The 22,588-nt window shown below is 70.2% G+C and carries 25 protein-coding genes and 1 tRNA gene; 20 read left to right on the top strand and 6 right to left on the bottom strand.

Annotated features, from left to right (window positions below; all coding sequences use genetic code 11):
• Positions 1 to 15 precede the first annotated feature (15 nt).
• The 4 genes from DI005_RS36280 (at position 16) to DI005_RS36265 (ending at position 3,402) form a co-directional block, all read left to right on the top strand.
• Entirely contained in the window at positions 16 to 633 is a 618-nt protein-coding gene (locus DI005_RS36280) for a TetR/AcrR family transcriptional regulator (RefSeq protein ID WP_158303210.1), read from the top strand.
• A gap of 13 nt (positions 634 to 646) precedes the next feature.
• The gene (locus DI005_RS36275) at positions 647 to 1,597 is read left to right on the top strand and encodes a SurA N-terminal domain-containing protein (protein ID WP_112270732.1); all 951 of its coding nucleotides are present in this window, start codon (positions 647 to 649) and stop codon (positions 1,595 to 1,597) included.
• A complete protein-coding gene (locus DI005_RS36270) occupies positions 1,594 to 2,559 on the top strand; it encodes a MazG family protein (RefSeq protein WP_113645023.1) in 966 nt (321 codons plus the stop codon). Before DI005_RS36275 ends, DI005_RS36270 begins: the two co-directional genes overlap by 4 nt.
• A gap of 111 nt (positions 2,560 to 2,670) precedes the next feature.
• Positions 2,671 to 3,402 (top strand): murein transglycosylase, encoded by a 732-nt coding sequence (locus tag DI005_RS36265; RefSeq protein ID WP_112271272.1) that lies wholly within the window; start codon positions 2,671 to 2,673, stop codon positions 3,400 to 3,402.
• Between the two features lie 83 nt (positions 3,403 to 3,485).
• On the opposite strand, the gene DI005_RS36260 is transcribed toward DI005_RS36265, so the two are convergent.
• Entirely contained in the window at positions 3,486 to 3,890 is a 405-nt protein-coding gene (locus tag DI005_RS36260) for a M48 family metallopeptidase (protein ID WP_110343109.1), read from the bottom strand.
• 122 nt (positions 3,891 to 4,012) lie between these two features.
• Between DI005_RS36260 and DI005_RS36255 the strand changes: the two genes are divergently transcribed.
• The 8 genes from DI005_RS36255 (at position 4,013) to DI005_RS36220 (ending at position 12,012) form a co-directional block, all read left to right on the top strand.
• Complete coding sequence (locus DI005_RS36255) at positions 4,013 to 5,041, top strand: hypothetical protein (RefSeq protein ID WP_233520438.1); 1,029 nt, start codon at positions 4,013 to 4,015, stop codon at positions 5,039 to 5,041.
• Positions 5,042 to 5,081: 40 nt separating this feature from the next.
• Positions 5,082 to 5,540, top strand: coding sequence for a glyoxalase/bleomycin resistance/extradiol dioxygenase family protein (locus tag DI005_RS36250; RefSeq protein WP_112271276.1), 459 nt, complete (start codon positions 5,082 to 5,084; stop codon positions 5,538 to 5,540).
• Between the two features lie 101 nt (positions 5,541 to 5,641).
• Entirely contained in the window at positions 5,642 to 6,928 is a 1,287-nt protein-coding gene (gene eno, locus DI005_RS36245) for a phosphopyruvate hydratase (RefSeq protein ID WP_113645022.1), read from the top strand.
• 8 nt (positions 6,929 to 6,936) lie between these two features.
• Complete coding sequence (locus tag DI005_RS36240; protein ID WP_112270737.1) at positions 6,937 to 7,464, top strand: septum formation initiator family protein; 528 nt, start codon at positions 6,937 to 6,939, stop codon at positions 7,462 to 7,464.
• Between the two features lie 16 nt (positions 7,465 to 7,480).
• Positions 7,481 to 7,981, top strand: coding sequence for a DUF501 domain-containing protein (locus DI005_RS36235; RefSeq protein WP_369973660.1), 501 nt, complete (start codon positions 7,481 to 7,483; stop codon positions 7,979 to 7,981).
• 89 nt (positions 7,982 to 8,070) lie between these two features.
• Positions 8,071 to 9,240 (top strand): lytic transglycosylase domain-containing protein, encoded by a 1,170-nt coding sequence (locus DI005_RS36230; RefSeq protein WP_113645021.1) that lies wholly within the window; start codon positions 8,071 to 8,073, stop codon positions 9,238 to 9,240.
• 4 nt (positions 9,241 to 9,244) lie between these two features.
• On the top strand, positions 9,245 to 10,198 hold the full coding sequence (locus DI005_RS36225) for a Ppx/GppA phosphatase family protein (RefSeq protein WP_112270743.1): 954 nt from the start codon (positions 9,245 to 9,247) through the stop codon (positions 10,196 to 10,198).
• Positions 10,199 to 10,278: 80 nt separating this feature from the next.
• The gene (locus DI005_RS36220) at positions 10,279 to 12,012 is read left to right on the top strand and encodes a S8 family serine peptidase (protein ID WP_113645020.1); all 1,734 of its coding nucleotides are present in this window, start codon (positions 10,279 to 10,281) and stop codon (positions 12,010 to 12,012) included.
• 69 nt (positions 12,013 to 12,081) lie between these two features.
• On the opposite strand, the gene DI005_RS36215 is transcribed toward DI005_RS36220, so the two are convergent.
• Positions 12,082 to 13,581 (bottom strand): S10 family peptidase, encoded by a 1,500-nt coding sequence (locus tag DI005_RS36215; RefSeq protein WP_113645019.1) that lies wholly within the window; start codon positions 13,579 to 13,581, stop codon positions 12,082 to 12,084.
• A 32-nt stretch (positions 13,582 to 13,613) separates the two neighbouring features.
• Here DI005_RS36215 and DI005_RS36210 point away from each other — a divergent pair, with 32 nt between their 5' ends.
• The 4 genes from DI005_RS36210 to DI005_RS36195 all read left to right on the top strand — a co-directional run bounded on the left by DI005_RS36210 (position 13,614) and on the right by DI005_RS36195 (position 17,085).
• Positions 13,614 to 14,321: a uracil-DNA glycosylase gene (locus DI005_RS36210; RefSeq protein WP_112270748.1), complete on the top strand. Its 708-nt coding sequence runs from the start codon at positions 13,614 to 13,616 to the stop codon at positions 14,319 to 14,321.
• A gap of 83 nt (positions 14,322 to 14,404) precedes the next feature.
• Positions 14,405 to 15,727, top strand: coding sequence for an NAD(P)/FAD-dependent oxidoreductase (locus DI005_RS36205; protein ID WP_112270750.1), 1,323 nt, complete (start codon positions 14,405 to 14,407; stop codon positions 15,725 to 15,727).
• Between the two features lie 26 nt (positions 15,728 to 15,753).
• Positions 15,754 to 15,827, top strand: a tRNA-Leu gene (locus tag DI005_RS36200).
• Between the two features lie 451 nt (positions 15,828 to 16,278).
• Positions 16,279 to 17,085 (top strand): class I SAM-dependent methyltransferase, encoded by an 807-nt coding sequence (locus DI005_RS36195; RefSeq protein WP_113645018.1) that lies wholly within the window; start codon positions 16,279 to 16,281, stop codon positions 17,083 to 17,085.
• Between the two features lie 259 nt (positions 17,086 to 17,344).
• On the opposite strand, the gene map is transcribed toward DI005_RS36195, so the two are convergent.
• Positions 17,345 to 18,169 (bottom strand): type I methionyl aminopeptidase, encoded by an 825-nt coding sequence (gene map, locus DI005_RS36190; RefSeq protein ID WP_113645017.1) that lies wholly within the window; start codon positions 18,167 to 18,169, stop codon positions 17,345 to 17,347.
• A gap of 87 nt (positions 18,170 to 18,256) precedes the next feature.
• On the opposite strand from map, the gene DI005_RS36185 reads away from it, so the two are divergent.
• From DI005_RS36185 to DI005_RS36170, 4 genes are all read left to right on the top strand, one after another.
• Positions 18,257 to 18,526 carry a helix-turn-helix domain-containing protein gene (locus tag DI005_RS36185; protein ID WP_112270753.1) on the top strand — a complete coding sequence of 90 codons (270 nt, stop codon included), beginning with the start codon at positions 18,257 to 18,259 and terminating at the stop codon, positions 18,524 to 18,526.
• A 303-nt stretch (positions 18,527 to 18,829) separates the two neighbouring features.
• A complete protein-coding gene (locus tag DI005_RS36180; protein ID WP_233520437.1) occupies positions 18,830 to 19,588 on the top strand; it encodes a hypothetical protein in 759 nt (252 codons plus the stop codon).
• Between the two features lie 28 nt (positions 19,589 to 19,616).
• Positions 19,617 to 20,123 (top strand): MarR family winged helix-turn-helix transcriptional regulator, encoded by a 507-nt coding sequence (locus DI005_RS36175; RefSeq protein WP_112270759.1) that lies wholly within the window; start codon positions 19,617 to 19,619, stop codon positions 20,121 to 20,123.
• A 160-nt stretch (positions 20,124 to 20,283) separates the two neighbouring features.
• Positions 20,284 to 20,511, top strand: a complete 228-nt coding sequence (locus DI005_RS36170; protein WP_113645016.1) for a hypothetical protein — start codon at positions 20,284 to 20,286, stop codon at positions 20,509 to 20,511.
• Between the two features lie 154 nt (positions 20,512 to 20,665).
• Here the strand turns inward: DI005_RS36170 and DI005_RS36165 are convergent, their stop codons facing one another.
• Genes DI005_RS36165 through DI005_RS36155 form a run of 3 tightly spaced genes read right to left on the bottom strand, consistent with a single transcriptional unit; the run spans position 20,666 to position 22,465 of the window.
• Entirely contained in the window at positions 20,666 to 21,634 is a 969-nt protein-coding gene (locus DI005_RS36165) for a LysR family transcriptional regulator (RefSeq protein WP_158303275.1), read from the bottom strand.
• A 59-nt stretch (positions 21,635 to 21,693) separates the two neighbouring features.
• Positions 21,694 to 22,092, bottom strand: coding sequence for an ATP-binding protein (locus tag DI005_RS36160; RefSeq protein ID WP_112270765.1), 399 nt, complete (start codon positions 22,090 to 22,092; stop codon positions 21,694 to 21,696).
• A complete protein-coding gene (locus tag DI005_RS36155; RefSeq protein ID WP_112270767.1) occupies positions 22,085 to 22,465 on the bottom strand; it encodes an STAS domain-containing protein in 381 nt (126 codons plus the stop codon). Before DI005_RS36155 ends, DI005_RS36160 begins: the two co-directional genes overlap by 8 nt.
• Positions 22,466 to 22,588 lie beyond the last annotated feature (123 nt).

Raw genomic sequence — 22,588 nt, 5'->3', positions numbered from 1 at the left:
TGCTACGCTGACGGCGTGCCGAGGAAGGTCGACGTCGAAGCGCAGCGAGCCGGGATCGCCGCCGCCGTGCTGCGACTGGCCGCGCGGTCGGGCCTGGAGGCCGTGAGCCTGCGCGAGGTCGCCGCCGAGGCCGGGGTCTCGATGGGCCGCGTGCAGCACTACTTCCGCACCAAGGAGGAGATGCTGCTGCACGGCGTGCGCCTCGCGATGCGGCGCATGGAGACCCGCATAGCCGATCGGCTGCGCCGCCTGCCCGACGAGGTCGGCGAGGAGCAGGTGCTGCGCGCCGCGATCGACGAGGTGCTCGGAGACCACCCCGAGACGCGCCAGGTGATCCGCGCGAGCGTCGCCTACTACGCGCGGGCGCAGGAGAACGCCGAGGTCTTCGAGGTCCTGTTCGGCGACGACGCCGTGCTGCACGACCTGGCCGCCCACGTGGTCCGCACCGCGCAGGCGGAGGGGCGGGCGCCCGCCGGGCTCGACCCAGAGCAGGAGGCGCGCGTCGTCTGGTCGCTCGCCGACAGCCTCGGCATCAAGGTCGCGTTCGGACAGACGTCGAGCGAGCAGGCGATGGCGACGATGCGTTATCACCTCGACCGCGTGCTCGGTTGCGAGGCCCACCCGGGGGTGTGAGAGGGTACGCGCTGTGATCCGGATCATTCGCCGCCCCGTCACGCTCCTCACCGCCGTTGTCGCCGGTCTCGTGCTCGCCGGCTGTGGATCCGGACCGAGCCAGGTCGGCTCCGCCGCGATCATCGGTGACCGCTCGATCCCGCTGGAGGACGTCCAGCAGGAGGTCCGCTGGCTGCTGGACAACGTGCCCGAGGCCGAGCAGGCGCAGGAGCAGCGCAAGCTCGACCTGCAGGCGCGCGAGGTGGTGCGCAGCCGGATCATCCACGAACTCACCATGATCGCCGCGCAGCGCGAGGGCCTTCGGGCCGATCCCGCCGAGGTCGACGCGCTCATCGAGGGCAGCGGCGGCGTCGACGCGGTCGCCAGGGGCGCGGGCGTGATCCCCGAGCGGGTCCGCGAGCTCGCGACCGATCAAGTTCTGCTGCAGCAGCTCGCGCAGCACTACGTCGACCGTGTGTCCGTGCGGCTCGTCGGCACCTCGATCGTCACCGAGAGCCCCGGCGCGACCGCGAAGGACCAGGCGCTGGAGATCGGCCGCGACATCGCCGCGGACCCCGGCCGCGTCGAGCAGATCGTTCGCCAGAGCGGCAACCAGCTGATCGACAGCGAGTTGCCGATGGCACAGACCCTGCAGAACCAGCCCGAGATCGCGGCGAGCGCGGTGTTCGGCGCCTCGGAAGGCTCGGTGCTGGTGATCCAGCCCAGCCAGGAGCAGGCGGAATGGCTGGTGGCTCTGGTCCAGGAGCGCAACGTCTCCGCCGGCGACGGCTCGGCCTCCACGGCACAGGCCGACCCGCAGTACCTCTACTTCGCGGGCCTGCGGCTGCTGCAGCCCATCGCGGACGAGCTCGGCGTGCGCGTGAACCCCCGCTATGGCGTGTGGGACGCCACGGCCCTCTCGCCCGCGGCCAGCGAGGGCGAGCTTTCCGGTTACCAGCTCCAGTCCCGTACCGTGCAGCCATGACCTGGCTTTCCCCGACGGTGGTGCTCGTCTCTCCCGCACTGCCGGCGGTGCTCCCTGCCGCGGCACTGACCGCGCTGAGGCAGGCCGAGCACGTCTTCGCCGCCGCCGACCTGCCCGAGGTGACCCGCACGGCACTCGACGCGAAACCCGCGCCGCAGCCAGCGGAGCTGACGCGGCACTCCGGGGTCGTGCTCATCACGACCAGCACGGACGAGCCGGGTGCCGCCGCTCTCCTCGCCGCCGGCGCGACCGTGGTCGAAACCCCCGTGCCACCACTGGCGGAGGCTGCCGAGGTGATGGACCGCCTGCGCTCGCCGGGCGGCTGCCCGTGGGATGCCGCGCAGACGCACGACTCGCTGCGGCAGTACCTCGTCGAGGAGACGTACGAGCTGCTCGACGCGATCGAGGAGGGCGACCGCGCCGCGCTGCGCGAGGAGCTGGGCGACGTGCTCCTGCAGGTGCTGTTCCACGCGCGGGTCGCCGCCGAGCACGAGACCGACCCGTTCGACATCGACGAGGTGGCTGGTGAGCTCGTCGCCAAGCTCGTCGGCAGGCATCCCAACGTGTTCTCTGGCTCCGAGGCCGTGCACACCGCCGAGCGCCAGCAGGTGCGGTGGGAGGAGCTCAAACAGGCCGAAAAGCGCCGTGAGTCCATTGTGGATGGTGTGGCACTCGGTCAGCCCGCCGCCGCGCTGGCCGGGAAGCTCGGGCACCGCACGGGCCGCGCCGGGCTGCCGTACGACCTGTTGCCCTCCGGCGCCGACGAGGGCTCGAAGCTGTTCCGCATCGCGGCGGGCGCGCGGCGGGGCGGGGTCGACCCCGAGGGCACGCTGCGCGCGGTGGCGAAGGCGTTCGCCAACGACGTCCGGGCCGCCGAGCGGGCGGCCCGCGAGGCCGGGTTCGACCCGGCGGCCCTCGACGCGGACGGGTGGCGCCGTTTCTGGCCGGTCCAGTCCACGTAACCTGACCGGGTGACCGAGCCCACCCCGTCCGGGCGACCACGCGTGCCGGACGGGCATCGCAGCCCGTTACCCCGGCCCGCCCTCGCCCGGCTCGCGCTCACGCTCCTGGTCGTGGCGACGGGCCTGACGTTGATCCTCACCATCGGCGTGCGCAAGGAGGAGAACGAGCGCGACGCCGCGCTGGTGATCCCCGACCAGCGCCCGCGCTCGCACGAGACCGTGCCGAGAGCGGCGCTCGCCGCCCCGGTCGACCGGCCGAGAGCCTCCGACCAGGCCGAGCTCGACGCTTGGGCCGAACGGGTCGCCGACGCCACGGGCATCCCGGCGCGCGTCGCCGCCGCCTACGGCAGGGCGGAGATGTGGCTGCGCGGCGAACGGCCCGAGTGCCGGCTCTCGTGGGGCACGCTCGCCGGCATCGGCCGGGTCGAGTCGCGGCACGGCAGCCTCGACGGCAACAGCATCGGCGACGACGGCAGGCCCGAGCGGCCGATCATCGGCATCGCGCTGGACGGCTCGCCGGGTGTGCGCGAGATCCGCGACACCGACGACGGCAGGCTCGACGCCGACATCTCGTGGGATCGCGCGGTCGGGCCCATGCAGTTCCTGCCGGAGACGTGGGAACGCTGGGGAGCGCGGGCGACCAGCGACGGCGCCGAGCCGGACCCGCAGGACATCGACGACGCGGCACTCGCGGCGGCCAGGTACCTGTGCGCGCAGGGCCGCGACCTCGCCACGCCGCAGGGCTGGTGGGACGCCGTGCTCGCCTACAACCGCTCGGTCGACTACGGCCAGGACGTCTTCAGCGGCGCCGACGGCTACGCGGAGGCGACCCGGCCGCGGTGAGCCGACCGACCGGCGTTGACCGCAGTGAAGGCCACCATGCCTGCGTTGAACGCAGTGAAGGTGGCCTTCACTGCGGATGCGCGCTAGGTGTTGCCCAATGCGAGGCGGGCGCTGACCTCGCCGATCGCGTCCTGGTACTCCGGCACGGGGTTCATCGCCGACGCCATCCGCAACTGTGCGAGCGCCTCGACCAACCGGCCGAGGCGCTGCAACGTCCTGCCCAGTACGAAGCGGGCGTAGTGATCGGAGGGATCCATCTCCACCACCCGCGTCAACGCCTGTTCGGCCCGGTTGAGCTGCGCGGAGTGGAAGTACGCCCGGCCGGCGAGCAGTTGCACGCTTGGTTTGTCCGGCTCCGCGTCGAGCACCGGTTCCAGTGCCTTCAGCGCGTCGAGCGGGCGCCGCCGCTGGACGAGCGCCTCTGCCTGACGGAACGCGCGGAACCGTGCTTCGCCCGAAGGCGCCGGTACTGGCTCCTCGTCAACCATGATTCTCTCGACGGTACCTCCGGGAGCACCGTTTCTCGACCCTCGCCAAGATCTCGAAACGGCCATGATCCACCCGTTTCCGCTAACGAGAACCGCTGTGCCGCCGATCAACGGACGTTTTCGTGATCACTCAGTTGGAGGCACCGGTGAAGCCGGATCCGTTCGAGAATCCCGATCTGCGAGATCCCGAGTGGGTCCGGCGGGCCGAGCGCAACGCGCGCAAGGGCGCCAGGAAGGGACGCCGGGAGGCGAAGAAGGTCCGTAAGAAGCAGGTCGAGACCTGGGGGCAGCGGCCGAGGAAGCGCTTCCGGCGCAGCCGCGCGATCGCGCTCGTCGCGGTGGTGCTGGCCCTCGCGGGCGGCGGCATCTACTACATCCAGCAGGCTCGTGACGACAAGCCCGTCGGCAGCTACGCCGACCGGCCCTCGGCCGACCCGATCGACCTGAACCGCCCGTTCGCGGACACCCCCGCGCACGACTGGGCCGAGGGCGCCGACGCCATCGTCGTGCCGAGGGCCGTCGCCGTCGGCGATTTCACCGCCGAGCGGGTCGCCAGGGCGTACGAGGAGGTCAAGGCCATGATCGTCGCCTCCCGCCTCGACCCCAGGATGCTCGAACACGGCGACGTGGAACCCTTCCTCGCGCTGCTCGCCGAGGGCCAGCGTGAGGAGATCCGCCACCAGTTCCGGGAGGCGGAGTGGCCCTCTCCCTACGCGACCCGCATCGCGCCTGGCTTCCGCCTGCTCGCGGCGGAGCCGAGGATCAGGGGCGCCATGACCGCCGAGCCGGGGGACGCACCTGGGGCGCTGCGCGTGCGCACCAACTACGTGTTCGCCTACGCCTTCGCCGTGGACGACCCGCGTGAGGCGCTCGCCCCGCTCGACCTCGTCGCCATGTTCCGTGCCGACGTGTCGTACCTGCTGTACGAGGGCGAGCGGTGGGTCCCGCAGGACCGCGGCTACTTCCTCGACGGCGCCGAGTCGTTCACGTACTCGATGTCGTGCGAGGCGATGCGAAAGGGCCTGCTCGCGCCCGCCTACAGCGACCGGACGGCGCTCGGGCTGCCCGACTCGAGGCGCCCGCCGGAGTACTTTGATCACACGAAACCGATCCCCGATGTCAACACGTGCGGGGTGCCCGAGGCGGGGTGAGTGCCGGGGCCGGTTGTCCCATGTGGTGGACTACCCCGTCATGAGCGACGAAGACCCGAGGTATCTCGGCCTCGCGCCGTACCTGTACTACACCGACGCGACCGAGGCTCTGGAGTGGCTGACCCGCGTCTTCGGGTTCGAGGAGAAGGTCCGCTACGTCGACGCGGCGGGTGAGGTCTTCCAGGCCACCGTCATCGCGGGCTCGGCCGAGATCCAGCTCACGTGCGTCGGAGCCGACTACTGGGAGAGCAAGGGCGTCGACGGTCCCGTCGGCCAGCTCAACGTGGTGTACGTCGACGACGTCGACGCGCAGTACGAGCGGGTGTGCGAGGCCGTCGGCGAACAGGTGGAGGTCACCAGGCCTCAGGACCAGCCCTACGGCGCCAGGCTGTTCACCGTGCAGGACATCGGCGGCAACAGCTGGGCGTTCTGGCAGCGCGTCTCCGACACCGTCGAGCTGCCGGCCGGCTGGCAGGAGATCCGTCCCGAAGATCAATGACGGTCCGTATCGCGGACTGAGTGCGTGCCTCCAACGGGTGACCACCGCATGCGGCTACGCTGGTGCCGTCGTCGCAGGCACTACCCGGTGAGGAGCAAGGCGTGGCGGTTATCGAGCAGGTGGGCGCACGCGAGATTCTGGACTCTCGCGGCAACCCGACCGTCGAGGTGGAGGTCGCCCTCGACGACGGGACGCTGGCGCGGGCAGCGGTCCCCTCGGGCGCGTCGACCGGTGAGCACGAGGCCGTGGAGCTGCGGGACGGCGACGCCAAGCGCTACAACGGCAAGGGCGTCGAGCGCGCTGTCGCGGCCGTTCTCGACGAGATCAGCCCCGACCTGGTCGGCGTGGACGCCGTCGACCAGCGCATCGTCGACCAGAAGCTGCTGGACCTCGACGGGACGCCGGACAAGTCGCGGCTGGGCGCCAACGCCATCCTCGGCGTCTCGCTTGCCGTCGCGAAGGCCGCCGCGGACTCGGCCGAGCTGGAGCTCTTCCGCTACCTCGGCGGGCCGAACGCGCACGTGCTGCCGGTCCCGATGCTGAACATCCTGAACGGCGGTGCGCACGCCGACACCGACGTGGACATCCAGGAGTTCATGATCGCGCCGATCGGCGCCGACTCGTTCCGCGAGGCGCTGCGCTGGGGCACCGAGGTCTACCACTCGCTGAAGTCGGTGCTCAAGGGCCGCGGGCTCTCCACCGGCCTCGGTGACGAGGGCGGCTTCGCGCCGAACCTGTCGAACAACCGCGAGGCGCTCGACATCATCGTCACCGCGATCGAGAAGGCCGGCTACAAGCCGGGCAGCGAGATCGCGCTCGCACTGGACGTGGCCGCCACCGAGTTCTTCGACGACGGCGCCTACACCTTCGAGGGCTCCAAGCGCAGCGCCGAGCAGCTCATCGGCTACTACACCGAGCTGGTGGACAGCTACCCGCTGGTGTCGATCGAGGACCCGCTGTCCGAGGACGACTGGGACGGCTGGGTGCGGCTCACCTCGGAGCTGGGCGAGCGCGTGCAGCTGGTCGGCGACGACCTGTTCGTCACCAACCCCGACCGGCTCGAGGAGGGCATCTCCCGCCGCGCGGCGAACGCGCTGCTGGTGAAGGTCAACCAGATCGGCACGCTGTCGGAGACGCTGGACGCGGTGACGCTGGCCACGTCGTACGGCTACAAGTGCATGATGAGCCACCGCTCCGGCGAGACCGAGGACACGACGATCGCCGACCTCGCCGTGGCAACGGGCGTTGGCCAGATCAAGACCGGTGCTCCCGCGCGCAGCGAGCGCGTGGCCAAGTACAACCAGCTGCTGCGGATCGAGGAGACCCTGGCGGACGCCGCGCGTTATGCCGGCGACCTGGCCTTCCCGAGATTCACCCCGGAGAGCTGAGCAGACACGTGGCCGAGCGGGGCAGGGCGCGCGGCAGGCGAGGCGGGGGACGGGCGCAGAGTTCGTCGCCCCGCCGTCCTCAGCGTGCCCGGCGCGAGGACCGTAGGTCGCGCCTGCGTCGGGGTCTGACCGCGACACGGGCGTCGGGCGCCGCGAAGGTGCTCGGCATGTCCACCACGAGGCGGGCGGCGGTCGTCGCGATCGTTGTGTGCGCGCTCGCGTTCACGATCGCCGTGCCGCTGCGCACGTACCTGTCCCAGCGCGCCGACGTCGCCGCGGAGGAAGCTCGGCAGGCGGAGCTGGAGCAGCAGGTGGCGGAGCTGGAGGCGCGCAAGGCGGAGCTGAGCGACCCGGCGCAGGTGGAGGCCGAGGCCAGGCGCAGGCTCCGCTACGTGATGCCCGGCGAGACGCCGTACATGGTGCAGCTGCCGGAGGACAAGCAGTCCGAGCAACGGCCCGAGGGCGACGAGAGCGCCCCGGCTCAGGGCTTGGCCTGGTACGAGATGTTGTGGGATAGCGTGACCAAGGGTGAATGAGACCGATTTCGAGCCCGTGACCGACGCGGACCGGGAGATCATCGCGCAACAGCTGGGCAGGCCGCCGAGGGCGTTGCGCGCAGTCGCGGCCCGGTGCCCAAGCGGGCATCCGAACGTGGTGCAGACCAGTCCCCGGCTGGAGGACGGCACGCCGTTTCCCACGCTCTACTACCTGACTTGCCCCACCCTCACGTCGCTCGTCGGCAAGCTCGAGGCGTCCGGGCTCATGAAGGAGATGACGGCACGGCTCGGCGAGGACCCCGAACTGGCCGCCGCGTACCAGCGCGCGCACGAGTCCTATTTGGCCCAGCGCGACGCGATCGACCCGCTCGGCCACGAGGTGAGCGCGGGCGGCATGCCCGGCCGCGTCAAGTGCCTGCACGTCCACCTCGCGCACACGCTCGCGTGCGGCCCCGGCGTGAACCCGTTCGGCGACGAGACGCTGGAGCTGTTGCGAACGGAGGGTTGGCCCTCAGGAGACTGCGCTCCATTGGTCCAGACGGAGCAATCCTGCTGAGAATTCGCTGACAGCGGCTGATTCCCGCTTCCCGTTGAGGCAGGCTTACCCCACGTCATCGCCAGGAACGCGGGTAAGGGGGGCAGGCCGTGGACGCGAGCCGTACACTCGGCGTCTTCCGGAGATTCGGCCTGCGGCACAAGGCTTTCGCCGCCGCGCTCGGCGGAGCACTCGCCGTGCTTCCCGCGGCGCTGGTGAGCGAGACGGCGGCCCAGTGGGTGAACACGGCCGCCACCGAGTACTCGGGGACCATGGCCCTCGAGGGCGGTTACCCGCCGGAGCCCGGCCAGATCGGTGTGGACGGAAGCCTGCCGGACGCTCCCGATCCCGAAGACCTGACCGCCTACGAACTTCCCTCTCCCGGCCCACTCGGCATCCCGAGCACGGCGCTCGAGGCGTACCGCAATGCCGCCCGCGTCGTCGGCGCCGAGTTCCCCGCCTGCCACATCGACTGGGCGCTGATCGCGAGCATCGGGCGCATCGAGTCGAACCACGCGCGCGGCGGCTACGTGAGACCGAACGGCGACACGCTGGAGCCCATCCTCGGCCCCGTGCTCAACGGCGTCGGCCCGGTCGCCGCGATCCCCGACACCGACGGCGGCCGCTACGACGGCGACACCACCTGGGACCGCGCGGTCGGTCCCACCCAGTTCATCCCGGCCACCTGGGCCCGCTACGGCGCCGACGGCAACGGCGACGGCGTCCGCGATCCGAACAACATCTTCGACGCGACCGTGGCCACCGGCCGCTACCTCTGCTCGGGCGGGCTGGATCTCGCCAAGGACGACCAGCTGCGCGCCGCGCTCTACCGGTACAACAACTCCGACACCTACGTCGAGACCGTGATCCTCTGGGCGCAGGCGTACCGCGACGGCGTCGCGACCGTGCCGGACAGCCGGGTGCCGCTCGCCGTGCCGCAGGTGGTCGCCACCGAGGCGCCGTCACCGGTCGCGCCGCCACCGGCCGCGCCGGGCGCCCCACCGCCGTCGACGGGCGGCACCGGCACCACGCCGCCCGGTTCGCCTCCTCCGGGCACGCAACTGCCGAGCGAGACCGGCCCGCCGCCCGGCACCACGACGACGACACCGCCGACCACCACGGACACGTGCGAGCCGCCGCCCACGACGACGCCGGCCTCGCCAACGGAGACGACCTCGCCGAGCCCGACGCCGCCGAACTGCGAGACCACCACCCCGCCGACGACCACGACCACGCCCACGACCACGACCGGGGAGGTGGCGCCGAGGACACTAGGGTGAGCGCATGCCACGCGTAGCCGCCATCGACTGTGGAACGAACTCCATCCGCCTGCTCGTCGCCGAGCTGACGCACCGCCACGACGGCAGTGTCGACCTGCGCGACCTGCACCGGGAGATGCGGATCGTGCGGCTCGGCCAGGGCGTCGACGCCACCGGGCGGCTCGCGCCCGAGGCGCTGGAGCGCACGCGCGAGGCGTTGGCGGCGTACACGATCGCCGCGCGGCGCAAGGGCGTGGAGAAGGTGCGCATGGTGGCGACGTCGGCCACGCGCGACGCGAGCAACCGTGAGGACTTCTTCGCGATGACCCGCGACGTGCTCGGCGTCGAGGCCGAGGTGATCACGGGAGACGAGGAGGCGCGGCTGTCGTTCACCGGCGCGGTGGGGGAGCAGGATCCGGACGACGGGCCGTTCCTGGTCGTGGATGTCGGCGGCGGCTCCACCGAACTGGTGCTCGGCACGTGGGACGGGCAGCGCGCCGACGTGTTCGCCGCGCGCTCGGTGGACATCGGCTGCGTCCGGATCACCGAGCGGACCCTGCGCAGCGACCCTCCGACGGCCGAGGAGATCGCGGCAGGCCGCGAGCTGGCCGCCGAGGTGCTCGCCGATGCCTTCGCCGCCGTCGACGTGTCGAAGGCGCGAACGTGGATCGGTGTGGCCGGCACGGTCACCACGCTCTCGGCGGTCGCGCAGGAGCTGCCGGAGTACGACTCCGAGCGCACGCACCTCTCGCGGCTCGCCAGGGCCGACATCGACCGCATCGCGAGCGGGCTGCTCGCGGCCGACCACGACGCGCGGGCGGCGAACCCCGTGATCCACCCCGGGCGCGTGGACGTCATCGGCGGCGGTGCGCTGATCGTGCAGGTGCTCGCCGAACAGCTCGCGCAGCGCGGCGGGCCCGCCGACCTCGTGGTCAGCGAGCACGACATCCTCGACGGCATCGCGCTTTCCCTCGCCTGACCCGACTTTCGTTGGTTTTTCGCCCACCCGAGGGCACCGGGGCCATAGGTTCCTCTCATCGCTTTTCGAGGAGGAACCGAGTGAGAAGACCAAGGCTCCTTGCCGCCGCGCTGGCCGTGCCGCTCATCGGCGGTGTCGTGGGCGTCACCGCCCCCGTCGCGACGGCGCAGCCCGCCCTGTCCGGACCGGCCACCGAGTTCACCGTGCTCGCCGAGGCGGGCAGCAGCGCCGCCGACGCCGCACAGGCGGTGCGTGACGCCGGGGGCACCGTGCTCCGCACGAACCCGGCCACCGGCCTGATCACGGCGACCGCGCCGGCCAACGGCTTCACGGAGCGCGTGTCCGCGGACCCCGCCGTCTACGGCGCTGCCGAGGCCCGCCCGATCGGCGAGGCGCCGAGGCAGGACGGCTCCGGCAGGCCGCACGACGCGGTGGAGAAGGAGAACCAGCACGTCGAGCCCGCCCCGGCGCGGGCGAAGCGGCCGACCTCGAGGCCCGTGGGCACCGATCCGCTCGACGACAAGCTCTGGGGCCTGAAGTCCGTTCGTTCCGACCTGGCCAGGACCGTGCAGCCCGGCGACGAGCGGGTCAAGGTCGGCGTGATCGACACCGGTGTCGACGGCACCCATCCCGACCTCGCGCCGAACTTCGACCGCAAGACCTCGCGCAACTTCGTGCGCGACATCCCCGCGGACCCGAACGGCAATGAGGTGGACGGGCCGTGCGAGTTCCGCGGCTGCGTCGACCCGGTCGACCACGACGACAACGGGCACGGCACGCACGTGGCGGGCACGATCGCGGCCGCAGCGAACGGCACGGGCATCTCGGGTGTCGCGCCCGGCGTCACGCTCGTGAACCTGCGGGCCGGACAGGACGCCGGGTACTTCTTCCTGCAGCCGGTGGTCGACGCGATCACCTACGCGGGAGACGCGGGCGTGGACGTGATCAACATGTCGTTCTACGTGGATCCGTGGTTGTACAACTGCGCGGCCAACCCGGCCGACTCGCCGGAGCAGCAGGCGGCGCAGCGCATGACGGTGGAGGCCGTGAACCGCGCGCTGAAGTACGCCCACCGCAAGGGCGTCACGCAGGTCGTCGCGCTCGGCAACCAGCACGCCGACCTCGGCGCGCCGCAGCCGGACGCCAGCAGCCCGAACTACCCGGCCGGCAACGAGCACGAGCGCGACATCGACAACACGACGTGCCTCTCGATGCCCACTGAGGGCGCGCACACGATCTCGGTGTCCTCGTTCGGTCCGTCTCAGTCCAAGGCCGACTACTCCAACTACGGCACGGAGCAGATCTCGGTGTCCGCGCCGGGCGGCTACTACCGGGACTACTTCGGCACGGACTGGTTCCGGGCCAACGAGAACATGATCCTCTCCGCCTATCCGCGCAACGTCGCGGTCGCGGAGGGCAACGTGGACGCCAAGGGCGACATCACGCCGCAGGGCATGGAACTCGGCGTCCAGAAGGCGACCGCCGCCGACGGCACGGTCGGGTACTACCAGTACCTGCAGGGCACGTCGATGGCCGCGCCGCACGCGAGCGGGGTCGCCGCGCTGATCGTGTCGGAGTACGGCCACGGCTGGGGCAAGCGGTTCGGGATGAACCCGGAGGCCGTGGAGCGGGTGCTGCTCGGCACCGCCGCGGAGATCGCCTGCCCCGTGCCGAACACCGTCGACTACCTCGACGAGGGCCGAGACGAGTCGTTCACCGCGACCTGTACGGGCACCCCGGAGTTCAACGGCTTCTACGGCCACGGAGCCGTTGACGCCTACGCCGCGGTGAAGAACGGCGCCCGCCACCTGTAACCCCAACCGCAGTGAAGGCCACCATGCCTGCGTTCAACGCAGTGATGGTGGCCTTCACTGCATAAGGGGTCAGCGGTTGGCGGCGGACTTCACGAACTTCGCCAGGTCCTTCGACTGCTGCACGCGCGAGGGCTCGTGGACGTACATCATGTGCCCCGCCGGGTAGTACACCGTCTCGACGTTGTCCCGCAGCTCCTCGGGGATCTGCAGGCGCGCGAGCACGTGCTCGGCCGCGTAGTACGGAGTGGCGCCGTCGTAGTGCCCCAGCGCCACGTGGACCTTCAGGTGCGGGTTGGCGCGCATCGCCGCGCCCAGACCGTCCACAACGGACACCGGACGGCCCTCGAAGTCGGAGTACGACCACGCGCGGTTGACGTCGAGCGAGAGGATCTCGTACGGCAGGTCGTTGGAGTAGCCGAGCTCCGCGCGCACGTAGTGGTTGAAGCCCGCGGAGTAGGCGCCGATGATGCGCGAGACCGAGGCGTCGTCGCTCATGTGCTCGCGCCCACCGTCGGGCTCCCACGTGGTGAAGCGGCCGTCCATACGGCCCGTGGTGAGCCCCTGGTCGCGCAGCAGCTCGGTGAAGAACCGGACGTGCTCGATGCGCAGGTTCACTCGGTCCACATAGGACTCCGAGAGCCCGGCGAGGTACGCGAGCCTCGACACCGCGTCCGCGCGCTCCTCCTCGGTGAGCCGGGCCCCGCGCTGGAGTGCCCACGGCAGGTCGCGGGAGGCGAACTCCTCGGCCTCGGCGAGGACGTCGTCGAGCGGCCGGTCGCCGTGCTTGCCGTGGTAGTGCGCGATCGCGGCGTACGTCGGCAGGTACAGCGAGTACGGCAGGTCGTTGCCCTCGCTGAAGACGATCGTGCCCATGTCGAGCACCGACGAGATCAGCAGCAGTCCGTTGAGGTAGAGCCCGTGCCGGTCCTGCAGGTGTGTCGCGAGGGCCGCCGCGCGCAGCGTGCCGTAGGACTCGCCCGCCACGAACTTCGGTGAGAGCCACCGCTCGTTGCGTGACGTCCACAGCCGGATCACCTCGCCGACCGACTCCACGTCCGGCGTGAACCCGTGGTAGTCCTTCGGTTTCTCGCCGGCGGCCGCCCGCGAGTAACCCGTGGAGACCGGGTCGATGAACACCAGGTCGCTGTGCGCCAGCAGGGTGTCGGGGTTGTCGGCGAGGCGGTACGGCGGCGGTTCGGGGTCGTTCACGTCGCCCGAGACGATCCGGCGTGGGCCGAGCACGCCGAGGTGCAGCCAGATGCTCGACGAGCCGGGCCCGCCGTTGAAGGCGAACGTCACCGGCCGCGTCGCGGGGTCCGCGCCGTCGAGGGTGTACGCGGTGACGAACACCTCGGCCTTGGGTTTGTGACCCTCGAACTTGCCGTCGGTGAGGATCTCCTTGCGGAGGACGATCCGGCCGGTCTGCGCGGTGTAGGTGAGCTTGCGGCGTTTGACGGTGAGGCTGTGCCGTGTGGTCACCAGGTCGTCGGTGGGTTCGGCGGGTTCCGCCTTCGCGCCGTCGCCGTTCGCGGGGTGCTCGGTCTCGCCGTTGGTGGTCTTCTCGGGCATGCGTCCAACCTAGATCAAGGGACAATGGACGTGTGGTGATCACGGCGAGGACCCTGGCCGAGCTCGACCGGCAGGTGAGCGAGTGCCGCGCGTGCCCCCGGCTGGTGGAATGGCGCGAGCACGTCGCCGAGGTCAAGCGCGCCTCCTACGCGAGCGAGACCTACTGGGGCAGGCCGGTGCCCGGGTTCGGCCCGCCGGACGCGTCGCTGGCCGTGGTGGGCCTGGCTCCCGCCGCGCATGGTGGCAACCGCACCGGGCGGATGTTCACCGGCGACCGCTCCGGGGACGTGCTCTTCCAGGCCCTCTACGACGTGGGCCTCGCTTCGCAGCCGACATCGGTCCGGCGTGACGACGGGCTGACCCTGCGCGGCACGCGGATCACCGCGCCCGTCCACTGCGCGCCGCCCGACAACAAGCCCACGCCCGCCGAGCGCGACACGTGCGGCGCGTGGCTAGCACGTGAGCTCGACTTGCTCAAGCCCACGCTGCGCGCCGTGGTGGTGCTCGGCGGCTTCGGGTGGCAGGCGTTGCTGCCCGTGCTGGCCGCCGCGGGGTGGGCGGTGCCGCGGCCGCGGCCGCGCTTCGGGCACGGCGTGCACCTGCTCCTCGAAGGCCCCGCAGACCTGCATCTCCTCGGGTGTTATCACGTTTCACAGCAGAACACCTTCACCGGCAGGCTGACCCCCGCGATGCTGCGGGAGATCTTCGCGAAAGCGGCGTCACTGGCGGGGCTCAACTGAATCGTTTGCGTAACGTGGCGACGCTGGTCACAGCCAGGTAGGGCCCACGAGCGGTTCGCTTGACACGGTGCGAACATGGAGTCATGGCAGCCAAGTCGGAACCCACGAGGATCCTCGTTCTCGGTGGCGGGTACGTCGGCCTGTACACGGCTCTGGGGCTTCAGAAGAAGCTCCGCGCCAACGAGGCGTCCGTGACCGTGGTCGACCCTCAGCCGCACATGACCTACCAGCCGTTCCTCCCTGAGGCGGCTGCCGGGTCCATCGAGCCGCGGCACGTGGTCGTGCCGCTGCGCAGGGCTCTCCGGCGTTGCCACGTTCTGACCGCGCGCGTCACCAAGATCGAGCACGAGCGGAAGGCCGTGACGGTCGAGGCCGCCGACGGGCACATCGAGCAGCTCAACTACGACGTCCTCGTGGTCGCGCTCGGTTCGGTCGCACGGCTGCTGCCGATCCCCGGCCTGGCCGAGGAGGGCATCGCCTTCAAGACCATCGGTGAGGCGATCTACCTCCGCAACCACGTGCTCACCAAGCTGGACGAGGCCGCAAGCACGCTCGACCCCGAGCTGCGCAAGCGGCTGCTGACGTTCACCGTGGTCGGCGGTGGGTTCGCCGGGATCGAGGCGCTCGCCGAGCTGGAGGACATGACCCGCTTCGCGACGCGCTACTACGAGAACATCCAGCCCGACGACATCCGCTGGGTGCTTGTCGAGGCGGCCGGCCGCATCCTGCCCGAGGTCCGCGAGACCCTCGGCGTCTGGACGGTGGAGCAGCTCGAGAAGCGCGGCATCGAGGTCTACCTTTCGACGGCCGCGAAGTCGTTCGAGAACGGCCACGTGGTGCTGTCGGACGGCACGGAGTTCGAGAGCGACACGATCATCTGGACCGCCGGTGTCAAGGCGAACCCGGTGCTCGCGAACTCGGACCTCCCGATCGACAAGCGTGGCAGGCTCCAGGCGACGGCCGGCCTGCAGGTCGTCGGCCACCCGGACGCCTGGACGGCGGGCGACATCGCCGCGGTGCCGGACCTCTCGCGCACCGAGGAGGACCCGACGGCCACCTGCCCGCCGAACGCCCAGCACGCGGTGCGGCAGGCGAGGCACCTGGCGAAGAACATCATCAAGGTGCTGCGTGGCGGCCAGCCGGTGGACTACTACCACAAGAACGTGGGCTCGGTCGCGAGCCTCGGCCTGCACAAGGGCGTCGCGGACACCTTCAACGTCAAGGTCAAGGGCTTCGTCGCCTGGCTGATGCACCGCGCGTACCACGTCAAGGCCATGCCGACGTTCAACCGCAAGGTCCGCATCTTGCTGGACTGGCTCCTGGGCGGCCTGCTCCGCCGCGAGGTCGTCTCGCTGGGTCAGATCAACAACCCGAAGGAAGAGTTCACGCGGGCTTCCAAGTCGTAGCAGCTACGGGGGCTTAAGCTGCTCATGCCCCCGTAGCCCAACCGGCAGAGGCAGTCGACTTAAAATCGATTCAGTGCGGGTTCGAGTCCCGTCGGGGGCACTAACCCCAGGTCAGCGACCTGGGACAGGGCATCCGAGATCATTTCCCGGTTCATCCCCGGAGTTCGAATTGCCCACAGAGTCAAGGCGGCCCCGGCGGGGCCTCCTGCTCCCGGCCGAGCCTGCGCGGGGCGTGCGGCTGGCGCCGGTCCCCGCGCATCGGCCGGGCCGAGGCAGGCCGGGGAGCCGGTGAGCTGAACAAGAAGAAGCGCATGTCCTCGCCAGACGGGCAGGCTCCGGGATGGCCGGAAGTAGCCGCGGTGCGGTTGGCGGGATGACCACCGAGCTCACTGTGAGTGAGTCGTGAAAACGTCCAGTCCACTTTTCTGCCGCGGACCGGTGTGGTCGAGTGTTGGGGCGGCAGCGGTGGCAAGTTTCGTCCCGCTGGTCGAGCTTTCACGCTGTGAGCCGAACCGCTGTCGCAGGCAGGATCCGGTAAGCACACTTCGGCTATGGACTTGGGTTTTCGTGGTGACGTGGTCGACTTCTATCATCGGTTTCGGCGTGGTTATCCGCCGACCGTGATCGACTCGCTAGCGGGCACCCTCGGGTTGACGACCGACGACGTCGTGGTGGACCTCGGGTGCGGAACCGGCCAGCTGACCCTGCCGGTCGCCGAGCGGGTGCGGTCGGTGGTTGCCGTGGATCCCGAGCCGGACATGCTGCTACGCGCCCGGCGCGCCGCGCGTGATCGTGGAGTGGTCAACGTGAGCTGGATGCTCGGGACCGACACTGATGTTCGCACGCTTGGAGCTCTGATCGGCGATCGACGCCTGGGTGCAGTGACCATTGGACAGGCGCTGCACTGGATGGACCATGAGGAGTTGTTCCGCGCGGCGGTTCCCTTCCTCCGGCCGGGTGGTGGGGTAGCTGTGGTAACCAACGGAACACCGTTGTGGCTGCAGAACACGGCCTGGTCTCGGGTTCTGCGTGGGTATCTGGAGGACTGGCTGGGCAGCAAACTGACCGGCACCTGTGGTACTGATGAAGCCAGCCAGCGGCAATATCGCGACAGCTTGACCGCGGCAGGTTACGACGTAACCGTCACTAGCGTCGACTACATCGACGAGCTCAGCGCCGACCAGATCGTCGGTGGCGTCTATTCAGCGTTATCTGTCAACCGCCTCCCCTCCCCGGAACAACGCCCACACTTCGCCGAGCGACTTTGCCACGTACTTGAGCCACATCTGCCGATCACCGAACGGATTCAGGTGACGATGCTGATTGGCCGGGTTCGGCGAGGCAAGCAGATTCCCTAGGATCGGAGACACGCCCTAGTCGCAACAGGTCTTGGGTGCGCAACTCTGCCGCGCCGATTCGAGCACGACCTCATCGGCGGAGGTCCCACACACTGGTCTTGGTGCTTTGGGTGTCGCGATCGCACTCCGATCGGTGAACCGACCGCTTCGCCCCGTCCGTCCACAATGGGCGGATCTGCTTCGGTAGCGCCTGCTACTGGGAGGTCGCCTCCCCGGGAGGGTCGGCTTCCGTGGAGGGTCCAAGATCGACTGTCTTCTCCTAAGCGTCTCTTGTGGATGGACGACCGGCGGAATCGACCCTCGTCACGGGAACCTCCGATTCACGCCGGGTGAGCACCAAGGGTGCGTCCTCGGTGATGGCGATAGTGTGCTCGGAGTGGGCCGTGCGCGAGCCGTCGGCCGACCGGATGGTCCAGCCGTCCGCGTCATAGACGATCTCGTCGGTCGTGCGGGCGAACCAGGGTTCGAGCGCTAGGGTCAGACCCGGCCGGAGCTTCAGGCCGCGGCCTGCCCGGCCCTTGTTGGAGACGTGTAGTTCCTCGTGCATGGTGCGGCCGATGCCGTGACCACCGAACTCGGTGTTCACCGGATAGCCGTAGTCGCAGGCCACCGCCCAGATCGCCGCCGAGATGTCGCCAAGGCGGTTGCCCGGACGCGCCACCTCGATCGCCGCCTCCAACGCCTCCTCGGTGGCACGGATGATCCGAAGGTCCTCCTCGGCGGCGGTCCCGACGACGACCGTGCGCGCCGAGTCGGCCACCCAGCCATCGATGCTGACCGCGAGATCCGCGCTGAGCACGTCCCCGTCGCGCAGCGTGTAGTCGTGCGGCAGGCCGTGCAGGACGGCGTCGTTGACCGACAGGCAGATGACGTTGCGGAACGGACCCTTGCCGAAGGACGGAGCGTAGTCCCAGTAGCACGATTCCGCCCCACGCCGTTTGATCATGCCGCGCACGTGGTGCTCCAGGTCCAGGAGGTTGACGCCAACGTCGGCGAGCCTGCCGACCTCGGAGAGCACCTCGGCGACGAAACGGCCCGCCACGTGCATGCGTTGGATCTCCGCAGGCGTCTTCAGTTCAATCACGAAAACCTCGCGTCACAGAGTGTTGGTATTATTATACCGCCACCCTAACACTTGTCGGTATAGTAATACCAACTCTATTCTGGGGGCATGGTCCGCCAACCGCTCACACCCGAGCAGATCGAAGCAGGCAGGCGTCTCGGCGCACTGCTGCGCCACGCGCGAGCGGGACGCGACCTGGCGGAGGTCGCGCACGCGGCGGGCATCTCACCGGAAACCCTCCGCAAGATCGAGACCGGGCGGCTGCCCTCTCCCGGGTTCGGCACGATCATCTGCCTCGGCGAGGCGCTCAACCTGCCGGTGCAGGAGCTGGCAGCCACCTGGCGCGGTAGCGACCAACCGCTGGAAGCCGTCTTGTAGTCGCCGCTCCACGTAACGATTTCCCTCGACGGGTTCATCGCGGGCCCGGGACTCCATGGACTGGCTGGCCGAGACTCCCGCGCCGCCGATGGTGCTCGACATCGACGGCGCGAGGCGGAAGGGTAGGCGGCAGCGGCGGCTTCGCGCCTACTCGGTCGTCGCGGGGTGCGCCGCCGTGGTGCTCGCGGCCGGCCTGGCGATTCCCGCGGCGCTCGGTTCGTCCGGCCAGAGTTCAAGGCCGCCCATCCCGACCGGTCGACGGCCACCGCGACGACCGGTCCTGACGAGCAGGAGGCGACAGGGATGGTCGATCGGCAGCACAATCCATTGATTGCCAAGGCGTCGTTCGGCTGGTTGCCGGAGGTGATCACCGGCGTCGAGTACGGAGTGGGGGCGCACGGCGACTACGCGCTGGCGATCGGGCAGGGGGAGTTCCCGGCGATGATCTGGCTCGCTGTCCACGACGAGGAGCCACCGCTCGACCGGCGAGGCGACCTGGGCGGCGACCCGGTCCGCATTCCCGTCAGGGTGGGCACGCAGGACGGCTACTGGGTCACCGTCGACCCAGGGGACCCGCTGAACGGCGGAGACACGTGGCTGCGCTGGCCGACCGGCGATGGGCGATGGGCGGAGATCAACGCCTACTACCTCGACTACCGCGACCCCCGGCAGGCATTGCTCAGGGTGGCCGCGGATGTGACGGTCGGGGACCGTGCGGTGCCGTTGCCGCTGCACATCAGTGCCCTGCCGGACAACTTCCGCCTCGGTGACGTCACGACGTCTCGCAGGCCCGAGCTGAACGACGGCCTTCCGTGGCAGGTCCAGTTGTTCTACACCGTCAACGGCGCCAACGTGGCCTTCCACGTGAAGCCCGAGGGCGGGGCGCCGCCCGGCTTCGGCAACCCCGTCTGCAAGACCGGGAACGACCTGCAGGTGTGCGTCACGGTCGATCGGCCCGCGGCCGCCGACCTCGGCCCGATCGGCGGGGTGCAGGGCCTGCTGGACCGCGTCACGTTGCTCGGCCTCGACGAGAGCGAGTGGACGGATCGGGTGATCGGATAGCTATATAAGCGCTGTTACAATCGCCGGCATGACGACCGCCGAGCACAGCGCGGGCGAAGGCGCGGACCCCACGGAGCGGAGCCAATGGGGTCCGCTGCGCCGGTTGCTGAACGCGATGGACGACGACATCGCCAAGCTCTACGACGAGCGCGGTGTCGTCGGGGTACGGCCGAGGTTCACGATGCCGCTGATCCGGCTGAGCCGTCGTGGGCCCATGACCATCCGCGAGCTGGCGAAGTCGCTGGGCGTCACGCATTCGGCCATGAGCCAGACCGTGAGCGCGATGCGCCGCGAGGGCCTGGTCACCAGCAGCCCCGGGGCCGACGCGCGCACCCGCGAGGTGACACTCACCGATCGCGCCCGCGAGCTCGTGCCCTTCCTGGAGGCCGAGTGGCGGGCCACCGAGGACGCGGTCGCTGAGCTGGAGGCGGAGCTGCCCTACGCGATGACCAGCGTCGTCAGGGATATCGAGGCCGCACTCGGGCGGCGGTCCTTCCACGACCGCATCGTGCGGCGGCTCGCCCACGGCGAGTGAGGCTCGCGACCTCCGCCCGCTGCGGCTCAGCCGCGTTCCGGAGGCGCTGGATCGGCGCCGTCCTGTCCACTGTGGGCGGTCAGCTCGCCCTCGCCGCCGTACTCGAACAGGCGCGGGAGCTGACGGGAGGCTCGCGACGCCGGACTCCCGCCGGGGCCGGGTGAGCGCGCTGGAGCACGAGCGAGGTGCCGCCGCGCCGGACCTCGGCAACTTCCGTGGCGGGCTGGTGGCGGGTACGACGCCCGCGGCGTTCGCCACGGTGTCCGGCGGCGTCCTCGCGCTCGCGCTGGCCGACAAAACCGTTGCGGCGCTTCAGGATCCGGCCGAAGCGGCGTCACCGGGTGATCGGGGAGGCCGAAAGAAAAGCGGCTGCGGACCCGTGCGGTGACGGGCCGGCAGCCGCACCCCCAGTCGAGCGACTGCCGACCCGAGTCTGCAGGAGCGACACAACGCCGCGGTTGTTCCATCCAGCGGCGGATTGAGTCTGCCGGAGGCTTCGGCGGCCGATCAATGAGTGTTTACTAATAGAACGATTAGCCTAGCTAATGTTCGGTTTTCTGTTGGCGCTGCATCGCTTTCGCCGCCTCGGCCGCGGCCTGCGCGAACGCGCGGAAGGTGGCGTTCTCAGTGCTGGCCGCCCAGACCGGAACCAGCGCCATCGGCGGCAGGTCCGTGACCGGGATCAGCGTGAGCCCACGGAACGGTATGTGCTCGAGCAGGGTCGCGACAGTGAGGTGCAGGCCATGCCCGCGGGCGACGAGCGTCAGCACGTCGTCGGCGGTCAGCTCGGCCCGGTTGGTCAGGCCGACGATGTCCTCGCCGGTGTGCCGCAGTGGCCGCCCTGACGGGGTCACGGGCGGGCTCCACAGCTCGCGCTGCTGCACCGGGGCCGACTTGGACGGGTTGATCAGCACGTGGTCGGCGAGGTCGTCGAGGGTGACGCTGCTGCGCTTCGCCAGCGGATGATCGTCAGGCGCGAGCACCGCCCTCGGCACCTGTTCGAGCACGGGACCGACCACGAGCCTCGGCGTTTCCAGCGCGCGGCCGTCACCGCCTGGCGACCAGCACAGCGCGATGTCCGTCTCGCCCGCCAGCAGTGCGGGCTCGGGGTCGAGGCTGTGCCGCAGGTGCAGGGTGTGCAGGTAGACGTGACATTCGGGGTGCCGCTGCTCGAAGGCGCCGACGATACGGGTGACCACGTCGTTGCCCATGCTGGGCAGGTAACCGACGCGCAGCTGGCTGGTGATGTTGCGGGCCGCGGCCCGGCAGTCCCGCAGGGCGCGGTGCAACTCCTCGTAACCTCGTTGCGCGCCGACCCGGAACCGGGCGCCCAGCGGGGTGAGGCTCACCTGCCGGTTGGTGCGCTCGAACAGCGCCCCGCCGATCTCGTTCTCCAGCGCGCGGATGGTCTGGCTGACGCGGCCCTGCGTCAGACGCAACCGGGTGGCGGCACGGCCGAAGTGCAGTTCCTCGGCCAATGCCAGGAACACCTCGACCTCGCGAAGCTCCACGCCGACCCACTCCCCGGATGACTCACCCTGACCAGGCACTACTACCAGATTGGACGACGTCAGGGGCGGAGTTCGGCCCACACGATCTTGCCCTCGTCCGTCTGCCGCACACCCCACTCGTCGGCCATCGCGGAGACCAGCAGCATCCCGCGGCCGTGCGGCTGCCGCGGTGAGGGACTGCGCACCACCGGTCGCTCGGGTGCGCGGTCGGCGACTTCCACCCGCACGCGGCCTGCCCCGGCTAGCACACGCAACGAGCTGGCGGAGCGCGCGTGGAGGACGGCGTTGGTGACGAGCTCCGTGACGATCAGCAGCACGCTCTCGCGCACCGCCCGATCGATTGGCCCGAGTGCGCGCTCGGTGGCGTGCCTGGCCTCGGAAGGCGCGTTCGGATCGGCACGAAGCCGCAGGTCCAGCAGCAATGTGTCAGGTGGTCGTCGCCCCGTCCGCTCAGTCATCGGGCTCGGCGTCGGGGCCGATCGCCTGCTCGATCTCGAAGAGCGGAACGAGGCCGGCGATCTGCAGCACCCGGTGGGCGTAGCGGTCGACGTTGACCAGCCTGACCGTCCCGCCGCGCTCGGTCACCTTCGAATGGGCGCGCACCAGCGCACTGATGCACGCCGAGTCGAAGAACGAAAGGCGGGCGAAGTCCACCACGAGTCTGCCCGCCCCGGCCGAGAAGAGCGACTCGAGCGCGGCATCGAGTTGAGGCGCGACGCCGTGGTCGATCTCACCGCTGAGCGCGATGTGACCCTCGCCGTCACTGACGAGCTCGGCATGCACCACCGTCGGGTTCGCGGTGGCGCCGTTTCCCTCGCTGCCGTTGGTCATCGTCAGATCACTCCTGGTCGAGCGCGCTTCGCAGGCGCCTGGGTTTGTACCTCCCCTGGAGGTGGGTCATGCTGTGCCCTAAGTTTGCCAGGAGGTAAGCGAATCCTCAGCACAACGAGAAGT

It is taken from the genome of Prauserella sp. PE36 (assembly GCF_003311655.1).
GTDB classification, from domain to species: Bacteria; Actinomycetota; Actinomycetes; order Mycobacteriales; family Pseudonocardiaceae; genus Prauserella_A; species Prauserella_A endophytica.
The sequence above is the reverse complement of the archived record's forward strand: the minus strand, read 5'-3'. Positions and strand labels throughout refer to the sequence as shown.